This window comes from Halorussus salilacus, from assembly GCF_024138125.1.
GTDB lineage: Archaea > Halobacteriota > Halobacteria > Halobacteriales > Haladaptataceae > Halorussus > Halorussus salilacus.
On sequence record NZ_CP099993.1, the window covers coordinates 1,166,490 to 1,181,813 of the forward strand.

General features: G+C 69.4%; 12 protein-coding genes. 7 read left to right on the forward strand and 5 right to left on the reverse strand.

What is annotated here, in order from left to right:
* The gene (locus tag NGM10_RS05975) at window positions 1–1,029 is read left to right on the forward strand and encodes a phosphate signaling complex PhoU family protein (RefSeq protein ID WP_253482915.1); all 1,029 of its coding nucleotides are present in this window, start codon (window positions 1–3) and stop codon (window positions 1,027–1,029) included.
* 13 nt (window positions 1,030–1,042) lie between these two features.
* Here the strand turns inward: NGM10_RS05975 and NGM10_RS05980 are convergent, their stop codons facing one another.
* Entirely contained in the window at window positions 1,043–1,399 is a 357-nt protein-coding gene (locus tag NGM10_RS05980) for a thioredoxin family protein (RefSeq protein ID WP_253482917.1), read from the reverse strand.
* A 108-nt stretch (window positions 1,400–1,507) separates the two neighbouring features.
* On the opposite strand from NGM10_RS05980, the gene NGM10_RS05985 reads away from it, so the two are divergent.
* From NGM10_RS05985 to NGM10_RS05995, 3 genes are all read left to right on the forward strand, one after another.
* Window positions 1,508–2,770, forward strand: a complete 1,263-nt coding sequence (locus tag NGM10_RS05985) for a hypothetical protein (protein ID WP_253482920.1) — start codon at window positions 1,508–1,510, stop codon at window positions 2,768–2,770.
* Window positions 2,771–2,866: 96 nt separating this feature from the next.
* On the forward strand, window positions 2,867–5,548 hold the full coding sequence (mutS, locus tag NGM10_RS05990; protein ID WP_253482923.1) for a DNA mismatch repair protein MutS: 2,682 nt from the start codon (window positions 2,867–2,869) through the stop codon (window positions 5,546–5,548).
* Between the two features lie 47 nt (window positions 5,549–5,595).
* Window positions 5,596–7,173, forward strand: a complete 1,578-nt coding sequence (locus tag NGM10_RS05995; protein ID WP_253482925.1) for a hypothetical protein — start codon at window positions 5,596–5,598, stop codon at window positions 7,171–7,173.
* Here NGM10_RS05995 and nucS read toward each other — a convergent pair.
* On the reverse strand, window positions 7,167–7,910 hold the full coding sequence (gene nucS, locus NGM10_RS06000; RefSeq protein ID WP_253483774.1) for an endonuclease NucS: 744 nt from the start codon (window positions 7,908–7,910) through the stop codon (window positions 7,167–7,169). The two genes, NGM10_RS05995 and nucS, sit on opposite strands and share 7 nt — an antisense overlap.
* Before the next feature lie 151 nt (window positions 7,911–8,061).
* Between nucS and NGM10_RS06005 the strand changes: the two genes are divergently transcribed.
* Window positions 8,062–9,471, forward strand: coding sequence for a PQQ-dependent sugar dehydrogenase (locus tag NGM10_RS06005; RefSeq protein WP_253482927.1), 1,410 nt, complete (start codon window positions 8,062–8,064; stop codon window positions 9,469–9,471).
* 25 nt (window positions 9,472–9,496) lie between these two features.
* Here the strand turns inward: NGM10_RS06005 and NGM10_RS06010 are convergent, their stop codons facing one another.
* Together NGM10_RS06010 and NGM10_RS06015 are read right to left on the reverse strand one after the other, a co-directional pair.
* Window positions 9,497–10,009 carry a DUF6735 family protein gene (locus NGM10_RS06010; protein ID WP_253482929.1) on the reverse strand — a complete coding sequence of 171 codons (513 nt, stop codon included), beginning with the start codon at window positions 10,007–10,009 and terminating at the stop codon, window positions 9,497–9,499.
* Between the two features lie 56 nt (window positions 10,010–10,065).
* Window positions 10,066–11,112, reverse strand: coding sequence for a Gfo/Idh/MocA family protein (locus NGM10_RS06015; protein WP_253482930.1), 1,047 nt, complete (start codon window positions 11,110–11,112; stop codon window positions 10,066–10,068).
* Between the two features lie 144 nt (window positions 11,113–11,256).
* Here NGM10_RS06015 and NGM10_RS06020 point away from each other — a divergent pair, with 144 nt between their 5' ends.
* Window positions 11,257–12,489, forward strand: a complete 1,233-nt coding sequence (locus NGM10_RS06020; RefSeq protein ID WP_256504377.1) for an MFS transporter — start codon at window positions 11,257–11,259, stop codon at window positions 12,487–12,489.
* Window positions 12,490–12,555: 66 nt separating this feature from the next.
* The gene (locus tag NGM10_RS06025; protein WP_253482932.1) at window positions 12,556–14,475 is read left to right on the forward strand and encodes a hypothetical protein; all 1,920 of its coding nucleotides are present in this window, start codon (window positions 12,556–12,558) and stop codon (window positions 14,473–14,475) included.
* On the opposite strand, the gene NGM10_RS06030 is transcribed toward NGM10_RS06025, so the two are convergent.
* On the reverse strand, window positions 14,476–15,177 hold the full coding sequence (locus tag NGM10_RS06030) for an SDR family NAD(P)-dependent oxidoreductase (protein ID WP_253482933.1): 702 nt from the start codon (window positions 15,175–15,177) through the stop codon (window positions 14,476–14,478). It lies immediately after the preceding gene.
* Window positions 15,178–15,324 lie beyond the last annotated feature (147 nt).

A 15,324-nucleotide genomic window follows, 5' to 3' on the forward strand; every position in this document is an offset into this window, starting at 1 on the left:
GTGAGCGACGCCGAGATGCAGACCCGGAAGCTCCAGAAGGTCGGCGGGTCGACCTACACCGTCTCGATTCCGAAGCGATGGGCCGAGAACCACGGACTCGAAGCGGGGTGCGACGTCCACCTCTACACCCACGCCGACGGCTCGCTCGTCGTGCGCGGGTCCCGGACCGACGGCGGCGACCTCGACGCCACCCGAGTCGAAATCGACGGCCCGGGCGTGAACGCGGTCGAGCGCGTGCTCAAGGCCACCTACGCCGTCGGCTTCGACGAAGTGACGCTGGCCGCGACCCGGGCGTTCACCGACGACCAGCGCCGGACCGCCCGCGCGCTGGCCCGGACCCTCATCGGCACCGAAATCGCCGAAGAGGACGACGCTCGCATCGTCGTCCGGAACCTCCTCGACCCGGCCGACGTGTCGGTCCGCCAGTCGGTGAGCCAACTGACGTTCGTGGCGCTGTCGATGCACCGGACCGCGACCGACGCTGCGCTGGGCGAGGGGACGGGAGCCGACTCGGTCGCCGGTCGAGACGACGAGGCCGACAGACTGTTCGAGATGCTCGCGCGCCACTTCTCACGGTCGCTGACCGACTTCGCGGAGGTCGACCACCTCGGCGTGGACCGGCCGGAACTGTTCGACCACTACCTCACCGCGCGCCAACTCGAACGCGTCGCCGACCACGCGGTCAGAATCGCACGGATCGCGGCCGCCAGCGACGGCGAGGTCGGTGCCGGAATCGACCGAGAGCTCGTAGACCGCGCCCGCGAGTCCGGAGCGGCCGCCAGACGGGTGGTCGAGGACGCGGTCGAGGTCGTCACGGGGGACGCCCGAACCGAGACCGCCCACGGCGTTCTCGACCGGCGCGACGAGGTCGTCGCCGAACTCGAAGCCATCGAGCGCGACGCCTTCGAGCGCGGAACCGCCGACGCGTACCACCTGACGCGCGTCCTCGACGGCCTCGTCCGGACGGCGGAGTACGGCGGGAACGTCGCCGAGGTGGCCGTCGAGTCGGCGCTCCGCGAACGCGACTGAGCCGCGACGCGGCTCAGTCGCGCTGGTGTGCCGTCACGAACTCGACCACCGCCTCGGTCCCCCGGAATCCCTCGGCCATCCTGTCGACGAGTTCGCCGTCGACGAACAGCAGGAGGGTGGGGACGCTCCGAACGTCGTACTCCTCGACGAGCGGCGGGTCGTCCCGGGGGTTCAGCGTGGCGACGGCGGCGTCGGTCGCGCGGGCGACGTTGCCCACGACCGGTTCGATGGCCTGACACAGGCTACATCCCTCGGTGTAGAGGTCCACCAGCGCGAGGTCGTGGGCGGCGACGAACGCGTCGAGGTCGTCGCCGTCGTCGAGGTCGACAGGGCTGTCGGGGGCAGACGGAGCGGACCGATTTCGAGTCACGCCCGACGGTAGGCGACCCGGCCGTTAGCGCCTTTCGGCGCGGTCGCCCGGGGCGACCGCGCGCGGGGATACACTCTTTAAGGCCGCCCGAGAAGGCCGAAAACGTCGATGTCCACGCTTCGGAGGGCGGTCGTCCCGGTCGTCTCGGTCCTGCTGGTCGCTGGCCTGCTCGCGGTCGGGCCTCCAGGGGACTCCCTCGACGGGGGCCTGCCGTGGTCGGACTCGTCGAGCGCGGCCGCGTCGAGCGCGACAGCGCCCGACGACGAGACGCTGGTCCAACCGAGCGAGAACGGTAGCCTGCTGTGGCCGTACACGAGCTCCTCGCGGTCGCCCGAGGACCGGACGCTGGCGATAAACGTCGTGATACACGGCGAGCGCGACGAGGTTCGGCGGGCGCTGACCGACCGGTCGAACCTCGACTGGAACCGCACGACGGGCAACGAGACCGAGGCCGACGCCGAGACCTACTCGGTCGAGCTCACCGACGACGGCATCGAGTGGAACGACGCCCGCGGGTCGACCCGGTACACCTACCTCGACGCGGGACCGCGGGGCGGAACCGGGCGGTGGGTCGACGAGAGCTACCAGCTCCACGCCGGGGACTACCTCGGGGCCAGACAGCACGTCAGGGCCTACGAGTCGCCGCGCGCCGACGACGAGTGGACCGCAGTTCAGGCCCACGCCGAGTACTGGGACTGGTTCCGGCTCCGCCACACCGTGACGAACGTTCAGGGTGCCGCCAGAACCGTCGAGGCCGATTTCATGGACGAACCGTACGTCTCGGAGGTCCGCCGGGAGTACCACGGCAACCGCGGCGGCCGCCACGACGGCTGGATATCCGCCATCGAACTCGCGCTCGCCGCGGGGGTGGTGGGCGTGAGCCTGACCGGGTCTCGGTCGGTCCGAGAGGTCGGCGAGCGCGCGGGCCGCGCGCTCGCCGACAACGGCCACCGGATACTGCTGGTCGTCGCCCTGCTGGGGCTGTATCTGGGCGTCCGGACGACCGGACTCGCGCTTGAACGGGCGTTCCCGGGTGTCTCGCCCAAACTGTTCGCCGGACTGCTGTACCCGGTCGTCGCGTTCGGGATTCCGACGGTCGCCGCCCTGACCGCCCGGCCGCTCGACCGGGCGGTGGCGTTCGGGCTGACGGTGGTCGCGCTCGGCGCGGCGTTCGTCCTCGACTTCTCGGCGGTCGGGGTCGGCATCGTCCCCATCGACCTCGTGCTCCACCGGGTCGCGCTGTTGCTCTCGGTCGGCCTGATCGCCGCGGGGTCGGCCCGACGGCGGGCCGACCCCGACCTCGCGGTGGTCGGGGTCGGGACCGTCGGGTGGGTCGCCAGTCTCATCATGCCGCTGTTCGGGATGCTGTAAGCCGACCGAATTGGGGACGCGGGCGGCGCTCGCGCCGCCCGCGTCCCCGGTCGGAATCCAGAGGGTATAACCCCGAGCAGTGCCACGAATACGACCATGGACGGGGCGCTGGGGCCACCCGAGAAGATGGCCGAACGCGGCGACGACCTCACGCCGATGCTGAGCCAGTACTACGACCTCTGTGCGGAGTACGACGACTCGCTCGTGCTGTTCCAGGTCGGGGACTTCTACGAGACGTTCTGCGAGGCGGCCGAGATCACCGCCCGCCTGCTCGAAATCACCCGGACCCAGCGCGAGGACTCGACCGGCACCTACCCGATGGCTGGCATCCCCATCGACAACGCCGAGTCGTACATCGAGACCCTGCTCGACGCGGGCTACCGGGTCGCGGTCGCCGATCAGGTCCAGGACCCCGAGGAGGCCACCGGCGTGGTCGAGCGGGCGGTCACCCGAATCGTGACGCCGGGCACGCTGACCGAGGACGAACTGCTCGACACCGAGGACAACAACTTCGTGGCCTGCCTGACCGAGGACCCCGACCGCTACGGTCTCGCGCTGCTGGACGTCTCGACCGGCGACTTCTACGTCACCAGCGCCCGGCGCGAGTCGGCCATCGCCGACGAGGTGAGCCGGTTCGCGCCCGCCGAGGCCATCGTCGAACCCGGCACCGACGCCGACCCGTTCGACGCAGATTGCATGGTCTCGCCATACGACGCCGAGGCGTTCGACGCCGAGGCGGCCGCCGAGCGCGTCGAGGCCTACTTCGGGTCACCCGACACCCAGCTGGCCGAGGACGTGGAGACCCGGGCGTGCGGCGCGTTGCTGGCCTACGCCGAGTACACCCGGGGCGGAGAGGACGGCGGGAGCGCCGACGCCGCCGACCGCCTCGACTACCTCAACCACCTCACGCGCTACGAGCCCCGCGAGTACATGTTGCTCGACCGGGTCGCGCTCGGGAGTCTGGAGCTGTTCGAGCGCCGGACGGTCCACGGCGACGAGGACGTGACCCTGCTCGGGGTGCTCGACGAGACCTCCTGTGCGCTGGGGAGCCGGAAGCTCAAGGACTGGCTCCGGCGGCCCCTCCTCGAACCCGACCGCATCGAGTCGCGCCTCGACGCGGTCGAGGAGTGGACCCGCCGGGTGCAGGCCCGCGAGGCCGCCCGCGAGCAGTTGCGGGACGTGTACGACATCGAGCGGCTCATCGCCCGCATCTCGCGGGGGCGGGCCAACGCCCGGGACCTGCGGTCGCTGAAGGCCACCCTCGACGTGGTGCCCGAGCTGAAGGCCACGATGGACGGCTTCGAGTCCGAGCGACTGGTCGAGCTCCGCGAGGCCCTCGACGAACTCGCCGACGTTCGGGACCGCATCGACCGCGCCATCCGGGAGGACCCCGCCCGAGAGATAACCGAGGGCGACGTCATCAAGCCGAGCTACGACGACGAACTCGCCGAGCTCCGCGAGACCGAGCGCGAGGGCAAGGCGTGGATAGACGACCTCGAAGCGTCCGAGCGCGAGCGCACGGGCATCGACTCGCTCAAGGTCGGGCACAACTCGGTCCACGGTTACTACATCGAGGTCACCAACCCCAACCTCGACAGCGTGCCCGACGACTACAACCGCAGGCAGACGCTCAAGAACGCAGAGCGGTTCTACACCCCCGAACTCAAGGAGCGCGAGGACGAGATTCTCCGGGCGGAGAACCGGGCCGACGACCTCGAACACGAGCTGTTCCGGGAGGTCCGCCGGGAAGTCGCCGGGGAGTCCGAGCGCGTTCAGGCGGTCGCCGACGCGCTCGCGCAACTCGACGTGCTCGCGGCGCTCGCGGAGGTCGCAGCCACGCGCGACTACGCCCGCCCCGAAATCGTCGACGAGAGCGACGGGGACGGGTCCGGCCTCCGCATCGAGGGCGGCCGCCACCCGGTGGTCGAGCGCACCCAGCGGTCGTTCGTGCCCAACGACACCGACCTCGATTCGGAGCGACACTTCGCGGTCGTCACCGGCCCGAACATGTCGGGGAAATCGACGTACATGCGTCAGGTCGCGCTGATAACCGTGCTCGCCCAGACCGGGAGCTTCGTCCCGGCCGCAAGCGCCCGCATCGAGCCGGTCGACCGGATCTTCACCCGGGTGGGTGCGAGCGACGACATCGCGGGAGGGCGCTCGACGTTCATGGTCGAGATGACCGAGCTCGCCGCCATCCTGCAGAGCGCGACGGAGGACTCGCTGGTCCTGCTCGACGAGGTGGGCCGGGGCACCAGCACCACCGACGGCCTCGCAATCGCCCGCGCCGTGACCGAGTACGTCCACGACGAGGTCGGCGCGCTGACCCTGTTCGCGACTCACCACCACGAGCTCACCGAGACCGCCGACGACCTGCCGGGCGCGTTCAACCTCCACTTCGCGGCCGAGCGGACCGACGAGGAGGTCGTCTTCGACCACGAGGTCCGGGAGGGCGCGGCCACCGCCTCCTACGGCGTGCAGGTCGCCCGGGAGGCCGGGGTCCCCGACGCGGTGGTCGAGCGCTCGAAGGACCTGCTGGCCGACGCCGACGACGGGCCGGAGGAATCGGCGGCGTCTGGCCCGCCAGACGCCGCCGAGCGCGAATCGCTCCCCGAGCGCGGATCACCTCCCGAGCGCGAATCGCCCCCCGAGGTCGTCGCCGACGGCTCCGCCGTCGGCGGCGACCTCGCCACGCGTCTCCGGGAGGTCGACGTGGCGACGATGACGCCACTGGAGGCGATGAACGAACTGGCGGAGCTCAAGCGGGAAGTCGAGTAGGCCGCTTCTCGCCCAACTATAAATACCGGCGGTCGGAGGGTTCAGACGTGTCCCGCCGCCACTCTCCCACCGGCCTCACACTGGACAGTCCGCGGCTCCTCGCGAGCGCGACCGCGGTCGCGCTCGCGGAGGCGACGCTCCGACTTCTGCTCGGGTGGGCCGTCCATCCCCTCCTCGCGCTCGTCGTCCCGCCGGTCGTCGCGGTCGTCGGTCTCGGCGCGCTCGCGCCCGGCGTTCGCCGGGCGCTCGCCGAGGGTCCGCCCGTCGAGTGGAATCTCGCGAACGCGCGCGACCGCGCCGCCGCGCTCGCCGCCGCGGCGACGCTCGGCCACGCGGTCGCGGTCCTCGCCGGGACGGCCGCCTTCCTCCTGCTCGACACCCCGGTTCGCGCGGCGCTCTACTGGCTCGGTCACGGCGACGCGCTGGCGCTCCCGGTCCTCGTGGCGACGCCGCCGTGGGGCGTCGCCGTCGGGACGCTCCTCGCGTGGGCGGTCGTGGCACCCGCGGTCGTCCGGGTCGCCGAGGGCGATTCGGTCGGCGGGGGGTTCCTCGCGGCGCTCGCGGTCGTCGTCGAGAGGCCCCGCGAAGCGGCCGTCGGCGTCGGCTGGCACCTCGGCTACGCCGGACTGGTGAGCCTCGCAGTGCTCACGGGACTCGAATACGGCGCGGGGTCGGGGTCGGTGGTCGCGCTGGTCGGCGTGGCCGGGACGCTGACTCTCCTCGTCTCGCCGTTCGCGCTGGCCGTCCTCGCGGCGTTCCACGTCGGGCGCGTCGCCGACGCCGGGCCCGCGGGCGCTCCCCGGGCCGGGGAGCGCCCGCGGCGGTCGGTCCCAGTCGCCCGCGTCACGCTGGCCGTCCTCCTGCTCACCGGCCTCGTCGGGGTCGCTGGCGCGGTCCGGGTCGCCGAGTTCAGGCCGACCGACGCCTCGCCCGACCCCCTCCCCGAGGACCCCGACGCGATGTACGCGACCGCGTTCGAGAACGCCGAGCGGGCCGACCACCGCTACCGGGTCGCGGTGGCGCGCGAGGAGGGCGAGCCGTTCGTCGTCGAACACCGCATCGACCGCGACGCCCGCCGATACCGCCAGATTCCGTCGGGGGTCGCGTCCGGTCCCTCGGTGTACGCCGGGTCCGGAACCGGGTCGCCGCCGCTGCGGTCGGGGACCCTCGACCTCGCGCTCGGCGAGCGCGAGGTCGGCGACCGGACCGTCCGGGCCGCGCCCGACTACCTCCGGTGGGCCGACCGCTACTCGTGGGACGACCCGAGCGGGCTGACGCCGCCCGCGCCCGGCGTCGAGGGCTGGGAGGTCGTCGACCGCGACGGCGACCGAATCGTCCTCGAACTCGCCGACCCGGCGGCGGTGGTCGTCGCGTTGCAGGGCCGCGAGGCCGACGCCGTGACGAAGGTGGACGCCTCTCGAATCCGCGCCACCGTCGACGCCGACCGCGGAACCCTCTCGGCGGTCGAGACCCGGCTGAACGCCACGGTCGAGACGGGCGGCGAGCAACGGCGCTACGACGGCCGCACGACTCACGAGTTCGAGGTCGGCGTGAACGTCGAGCGCCCCGGCGAACTCGGGTCACCGGGCCTCGGCGAGTGGCTCTGGCGGCTGTTCGTCTACTGACCGGGCGGCCCGAGCGAGACGAACTCCAGTCCCTTCTCGGCCAGCAGGCTCCGGGCGCGCTCGGTGACCGAGGGCGCGACCAGCATCCCGCGGACCTCGGCGTCGGCGTGGAGCTCCCGGTCGAGCGCCTCGACGTACCGCGAGAGCTGTCCGACCGCGTCGGGACCGACCCGCCTGCGCTTGAGTTCCACGACCACCGTCGCGCCCGTCCGGTCGGTGCCGTAGATGTCGACCGCCCCGGCGGGCGTCTCGCGCTCGGTCGCCAGCGGTCGAAAGCCCTCCTCGACGAGGTCCGGGTCGTCGAGGATGCGCTGGCGGAGGTCCTCCTCGGTCCCGGTGAGCGAGCGGTCCCGGCGGTCGGTCACGTCGAAGGTCGCGACCTGCCGGACCGCCTCGAACGCCACGACCAGTTCCTCGTCGGGCGATTCGCGGTGGCTCCGGACGCGGAACCGGCCGTCGGACACGTCGGTCTCGTGGGTGCAACCCGGCGGTTGCCAGTTGACGGGCTTTTGCCCTTCGTCGGTGTGGACCAGCACGGTCCCGTCGGGCTTGAGCACGACGAGTCGGTCGCCGGGGCCGAGATGGCTCGCGGCCCGACCCTCGTAGTCGACCGTGCACCGCCCGAAGACGGTGACCATCTCCGCGCGGTCGACCGCGGTCGCGACCCGGTCGCGGGCCCGCTCGGGCGTCGGGTCCGAGAGCGCGCTGGCGTCGGCGGCGTCGCCTGAAGTCGTCACTGCGACGGGGTAGGTGGTCGAGCTACTAAAGCCACACTCCGTCGCGGCGGCGCTCGCGCCGCCGCGACGGTCGGAGCGATTCGACCCGACTCGACCCGACCCGCCCCGCCCCGACCGGACGTATTTCCGTCTCGACGCCGTGAGGGTCGCCATGGCACCGACCTCCACCCGGCGGCGCTTGCTCGAAGCCGCGCTCGCCGGAGCGACGGCCGCGCTCGCCGGTTGCGCCGCGGAGGACCCGCTCGCCGACGACGCGCAGTCGACCGAGACGACCGCGTCGCCGGAGACCGAGACGACGGAAGCGGCGGAGACCACCGAGGCGGGAGACGACATCCCGGAGTCGGTCGGTATCGAGACGCTGGCGACCGGCTTGGAGGCTCCGACCGACGTCGCGTTCGCGCCCGAGGCCGACCGGCGGTACGTCGCCGACCAGCCCGGCCGAATCCTCGTCCACGAGTCCGACGGCCTCCGTGACGACCCGTTCCTGGACCTGCGCGACGCTGTCGAGACCGCCTACGAGGCCGGAGTGCTGGGCGTCGAACTCCACCCGGAGTTCGCCGAGAACCGCCGGGCGTTCGTCCGGTACAGCGCCCCGCGGCGGGACGGGACGCCCGACGACTACAGCCACACGTTCGTGCTCGCGGAGTTCGAGGCGACCGACGACGGCCGACGCGCCGACCCCGACTCCGAGCGGACGATTCTGGAGATTCCCGAACCCCAGTCGAACCACAACTCCGGCGACATCGCCTTCGGCCCGGACGGCTACCTCTACGTCGGCGTCGGCGACGGCGGCGGGAGTGGCGACCAGGGGACTGGACACGTCGAGGACTGGTACGACGCCGTCGCGGGCGGCAACGGTCAGGACGTGACCGAGAACCTGCTCGGGAGCGTCCTCCGCATCGACGTGGACGGCGAACCTGCCGACAGCGAGACCGACGACAGCGAGACCGACGACGAAGAAGACGAGCGAGCGTACGCCGTCCCCGACGACAACCCACTGGTCGGCGAGGAGGGCCTCGGCGAGCACTACGCGTGGGGGTTCCGGAACCCGTGGGGGATGTCGTTCGACGGGGAACGTCTTCTGGTCGCCGACGTGGGCCAGAGCAGTTACGAGGAGGTGAACGTGGTCGAGAAGGGCGGCAACTACGGGTGGAACGTCAGGGAGGCCACCCACTGCTTCGAGGCCGACGACTGTCCCGACGAGACGCCCGACTCGGTCAGGGGCGGCGAGCCCCTGCGCGACCCCGTCGTCGAGTACCCCCACTCGGGCGACGGGGTCAGCGGCGACTCGGTCATCGGCGGGTACGTCTACCGGGGTTCTGCGCTCCCGGACCTCGACGGGGCGTACGTCTTCGCCGACCTGTCGGCAGACGGCAGGCTGTTCGTCGCGACGCCGACCGACGAGGGCCAGTGGCCGATACGCGTCGTCGAGGTGGCGGGCGACGACGCCGGAAAGCTCGGGCGGGTCTTCTCGTTCGGGAGCGACGGCGACGGGGAGGTGTACGTGCTGGGGTCGGGCGAGGACGGCGGCGGAGTCCACCGTCTCGTTCCGGCGGAGTGATGGGGTCGCGGGGTTCGAAATTCGGTCACTCGGGCCGAATCACCTCCCGGTCCTCGGCCCACGACTCGACCCGACTCGCGAGATAATCCAGTGCCTCCTCGCGGGTCAGGTCGCCGCGGTCGACCGCGTCGCCGACCGCGGCCTTCGTCGCCCGGAACCACCCCCGGAAGTAGTCGTCGCCCTCGGCGGGTCGGGCCTCGACCAGCGCGCCGTGACCGACGGTCTCGCTCCGGTCGATTCGGTCGCTGTCGGTTTCGAGGCCGAACCAGCAGACGTGGAACGGCGCGGTCTCGTAGTCCGGACCCACCCGGAAGAACGCCTCGTGGGCGAGGAAGTCGAGGGACTCGGCGACCGCGGTTTCCAGTTCGAGGCCGGTCGCGACCGGGTCGGGGTCGACGGCGAACCCGGTCCCGGACGCGAACGGCGTCTCCGCGGAGACGTGGCGAGCGAGCGCGAAGTCGGCCCCGCCCCAGTGCGAGCGGTGGAGGTCGTAGGTCGAGCCCTCGCGGCTGTACGCGAGGAGTGCGCGGTGTCCCATCCGGGCAGAGGTGGTCCCGTCCTCGGATAAAAAGGTGCGGGTGGCGAGTGAGGACCTCAGTGGTTCGCAGTCGGGGTCCGGCACTCGACCGGGACGGACTCGCCGGACTCACGGGCCTCGGAGATCGCCGCGCGAACGCGCGTGAGTCGGCGGGCGAACGAGTAGTCAGTGAGACGGGAGTCGTCGCCGCGGACCGCGGCGGCAAATGCTTCGAGTTTCTCGCGAGTCATCGCCTCGAAGTCGGTCCCCTCGCGGAAGTGCGAGACCTCGGTTCCCTCGGGCTGGGTGACGCGAACAACGTCACAGTCAGCCGACGAAGCAGGGGCGCTCCGGTACGTGAGACGGCCGTCGGTCCCCCAGACGGTCAGCGTCTCGTCTGCGTCGAACGCGGTGCTCTCGCCGCAGAGCGTGACGGTCGCGGGAACGGTCCGGCCGTCGATTCGGAGCGCCGCGGAGACAGCGGTGTTGACGTCGACGTCGAACGAGTCGCTACCGACTGCCGCGACCGATTCGACGCGCGCGCCGGTCGCCCAGAGGAGGGCTTCCAGCAGGTGCGAACCCATGTCGTACAAGTAGCCCTTGTCGCCGGTGACAGACGGGTCCATCCGCCACTGGCTCTCGTTGATATCGACCCATTCGAGACCGATGCGACAGGATATCGTGGAGACACCGCCGATCTCGCCGTCGTCGAGCGCGTCCTTGATCGCCCGGTACGCCGGATTGAACCGGCGGTGATAGCCGACCCGGACCTCGACGCTCGCCGCGCGGGCCGCGTTCTCTATCTCTATCGCATGCTCGGGGTCCACAACCATCGGTTTCTCGACTAGAACGCTGGTCCCGTGGTCGATAGCCGCCATCACCTGCTCGTAGTGGAACGGGTGGGGCGTGGCGACGATGACCGCGTCCGGGACGGCCGCTCGGCAGACGCGTTCACAGGTCCCGTAGGTCTCGACGCCGTACTCGTCGCCGAACGCCTCGCGAGCGTCAGGGTCGGTGTCCGCGCCAGCGAGTAGCGTCACGCCGTCCATCGCGTTGTACTGTTCGGCTATCCGTTTTCCCATCCAGCCGAGGCCGACGATGGCGACTTCGGTATCGATGCCCATATTCTACAACTAATTTAATATCGTATATATTTTTATTTAATATGCTATTTATTTTTATTATCCTAATTAATTCTACGCCCCGCATCTCGCCGAGTCATGTCTCGAATACGCAATATTGAAACGAATACCAGTTCACTTTTCAACATGAGTGGTATTTGGGGGAACCGCCGGTTTACGACGATGTTCTCGGCGCGTGTGGTGACGAACGTCGGTGATAGCCTCTATCTCGCCGCAACGCTCTGGTCGGTTCACGATCTTAGTGGCTCTCCGTTCTATACTGGAATCGGCGGGTTCCTGCTCTACTCGCCCGAAGTGTTCCAGTTCCTCACTGGACCGCTGGTCGACAGGTGGGACCTCCGATGGACGCTCACGGGCACGCAACTCGTGCAGGCGATAGCGGTCCTCACCATCCCACTCGCCGCGTGGACGAACTCGCTCGACATATTCGTTGTCCTAACCGTCATCCCGACGCTGGCGCTTATCGACCAGTTCGTCTATCCAGCCCAGAGCGCCGCGCTCCCCCGAATCGTCACCGAGGAGAATCTGGTGCAGGCAAACTCGCTGTTCTCGCTCGCGTACAAGCGCGTGGACCTCGTGTTCAAAGCGGTCGGTGGCGTCCTCATCGCGATGTTCGGCGCGGTGACCCTGTACGTCTTCGACGCCGTGACGTTCCTGCTGGCGGCCGTGCTCTTCGGAAGCGTCGCGATTCCGTCCGGCGGTCCCGACTCCGACCGGTCGGAAGACCGACTGAGCGAGTACCTCGACGACCTTCGTTCGGGAGTCGGCTACGTCCGGCGAACCGTTCTGACCAACATCATCGTGGGTGCCGCGGTCGCGAACTTCGTGGTCGGCGGGACGATGGCAGTACTCCCGGGATTGGCAGACCTGTGGGGCGGCCCGCAGATGTACGGTCTCCTGGTGTCGGCGCTCGCGGCGGGGACCCTGCTCGGGGCGCTCGGTGCCTCGTTCCTCCACGAGGTGCGACTCGGCTACGCGCTGAGCGTCTGCTTCGCCATCGCGGCTGTCGCGTTCTTCGCCGCGATGCGGGTCCCCCGCCCGTTCGCGTCAGTCGGCCTCTTCGGACTAGCTTGGATTCCGGTCGGGGCGTACAACGTGCTGATGCAGACACTGCGTCAGACCGCGGTTCCCGACGATCTCCTCGGCCGCGTCACGGCAGTGTCAACGAGTGCGTCGGCGGTCGCGGCACCGGTCGGGTCGTTCGTCGCGGGGAGCGCCGCGAGCGTCGTGGGTCTCGAAACCGCGCTGACCGTCGGCAGTCTCGGCTTCGCTGGGGTCGCGGTACTGTTCTCGGTCCGGCGGCGACTCCGGGTGCTCCCACCCATCGGTGACGTGAGCACCGCCGACATCAAGCACTGACCGCCCCGCTGAAGTTCATTTATTTCGAATAATAATATTGTTATAGTATTGGGGTTCATCCCCGTTATGGTCGTCATCTCTCCGGAAAGTGACCCGTATCGCCCGCTAGCCGAAGCCATCGCGGACGACCGTTCGGCGGAACTCGTCTCGACCGTGGAAGACGCCGCCGACGGCCCTGCGCTGTACGTCTGCCACCCCGCTTCGCTGACGCCGTCGGCCGCGCTCGCCCTACAACGGCGACTGCTGGAGGACGGTCCGCGGGGCGGCGCGTTCGGTATCGTGACCGGCCGGACGGAGAACGACGCCCGACGGCTGTACGAGCGCAAACCGCCGAACGACGAGCGCCACTGCATCCTCCTCCGAAAGGAAGACCGCGATATCCGCTCGCCCGACGAGGAAACGGTCGTCTTCGGGCGTAACGACGCGACTGTCGGCGAGATGGAGTCGCTCGACGAGGGGGGTCTGGCGTCGCTCTCGACCATGACCGACGGCCGCTCGATACACACGTTCCTCTCGGACGGGTACCTCTGTGGCTACCCAACGGTCAGCGACTACGAGTTCGAGGAACCCACGCCGCGGTGCGTCGAGGACGGCGAGCGGAACTGCCCCCTCGACGGCGACCTGCTCCCCGCCGACCGGTTTGGCCCGTCACATGTGTTCCTCAACTCCTGTGCCTCCACGATTCCCGACACGGGCACGTACGGCCTCCCGGTTCACGTCGGGATGGGTCTGCTGACCAACGCAGTCTCGCTCATTGGCGGCTACCGGGCGATGGAGGGGCTTCCAGAGGAGACCGCGTTCCATTACGCCCTCCTGCGGGCGGGATACACCGCCGCAGAGCGGTGTTACCTCCTCAACCGGAACTCCCACGAACTCGACCTCGAAGCCTACCCCTACGTCTGCTACGGGCGGCCGGACCGGGCGGTCGGCCGACCCGCCGACCAGTCCTCCGAGGTCGAGTTGACTCGAACCGACGGCGAGTTGCGAATCGAGGCGACCGACGTGTCCGCCCACGTCGTCGAGGTCGAGGTCCCAAACGAGCGACTCCCCGACCGGACCCCGGTGCTGGTCGAGAACCGGAACGACAACCACAGCGACTGGCCACTCTACTACGCCGCGCTCCCGGGTGAGGACGTGACCCGAGTGTTCCTCTACTCGTGGGGGCGAATCGAGGCCGACCGGCTCGTCGCCGCGGTCGGCACAGGGTCGCTCGACCGGCGGCTCGGCGTCGTCCGTCGCTCGCTGTCGAACCTCCGGGGGGTCGAGGCGCTGGGTCTCACCGACCGGAAGATGAACGGACAGCTGACGAACCTCCGGAACCAGGTTCACGGCCTCGCGTCGGAGTACGACCGGCGTCGCTATCGGATGAACGCCCATCGCGCGCTCGCCGACCGGATGGAGACCGTCGAGAACGGATTGACGAACGTCCGCGACCGACTCCTCTCCGTGCTGGACGGCCGCGGACCGGGATTCCTCTCGGACGAGTACGGCGACCGCGTGCTACAGCGTTCGACCTCGGTCGCCGACGAGGAGTGTTACCACTGTGGGCGGCCGGTGTTCGTCAAGGAAGTCCGAGACCCCCAGCGGACCACCCGGCGGGAAATCGGTCTCTGTCCGCGGTGTATCAACGTCTTCGACGCGCCGAGTGTCGAGGGCGGCGCGGCGTACCCCCGTATCTACGGTGACCTGCTGTTCGAGGGGGATTCGCGCCGGACCGTCGAAATCGAGTTCACGAATCCGGAGCCGTCGCAGATGCGCGCGACCGTCCACCCGTGGCTCTGGGCCAACCAAGACGACGTGCGCGGAAGCCCGGTGTTCGATCCCGAGACAACGACGGTCGAGTTAGCGCCGGGCGAGACGGAGACGGTAGCGTTCGAGGTCGACGTTGGGTCGGTTCCCCAAGACGCCTACACGCTCTACGCGTACGTCCTCGGAAACATGGATGTCTATCTCTCGATGCGGCGGTTGCTCGTGACCGAGGACTGACTACCACTCGATGGGTTCCTTATCGCGCCAGAACTGCCCGCTCGGAGCGTCCGGTCGGAAGCGGGCCAGCCAGACCGGCGTTTCGATGCCCTCCTCGACGGTTCGGGGCGCGTCGTTCCCGCCCATGTCGGTCCGCACCCATCCGGGGTCGGCGACGTTCGCTATCAGTCCCTCGTCGCCGTATTCGCCGTCGAGATAGGCGGTAAAGCCGTTCAGCGCGGTCTTGGATACGCGGTAGGCGGGCGAACCGCCCCGCTCCATCTCATCGCTGAACTTCCCCATCACGCTCGACATGCCGACGACGCGAGCGCCCTCACGTTCGAGCAGGAGCGGGAGCGCGCACCTCGTGACGTGCATCGGGCCACGGAGGTTCGTCGTCAGCGCCCGATTTACTCCGTCAGGATTGGCCTCGTGAAGCGCTTCATCCGGGCCGCCGATGGCGGCATTGTTGATGAGAACGTCGAGATGGCCGTGTTCGTCCCGAATGCGAGCCATCGCGGCCTCGATGTCCTCGTCGTCGGTCACGTCCAACTGAAGTGGACGACAGTCGTCCGACGTTACGTCGTCGGGACGGCGCGCACCCGCGTACACGGTTGCGCCGAGGTCGGCCAAGCGTTCGGCGATGTGCCTGCCCATGCCCCTGTTCGCCCCGGTCACGAGCGCTACCTGCCCGTCGAGAGAATCGTACGTCTCGATACCCATATCGGCCCGTGGTTTTCAATCTTAATATTAATATCTATATTTGCCGGAACAGACAGAGTTCACGGGAACACGTTCCGTGTTTAAACCCATGAAAGCCGACCGAGGGGACAGGTATGAGAGTGTGTAACAGTATTAATATCTTCCCGA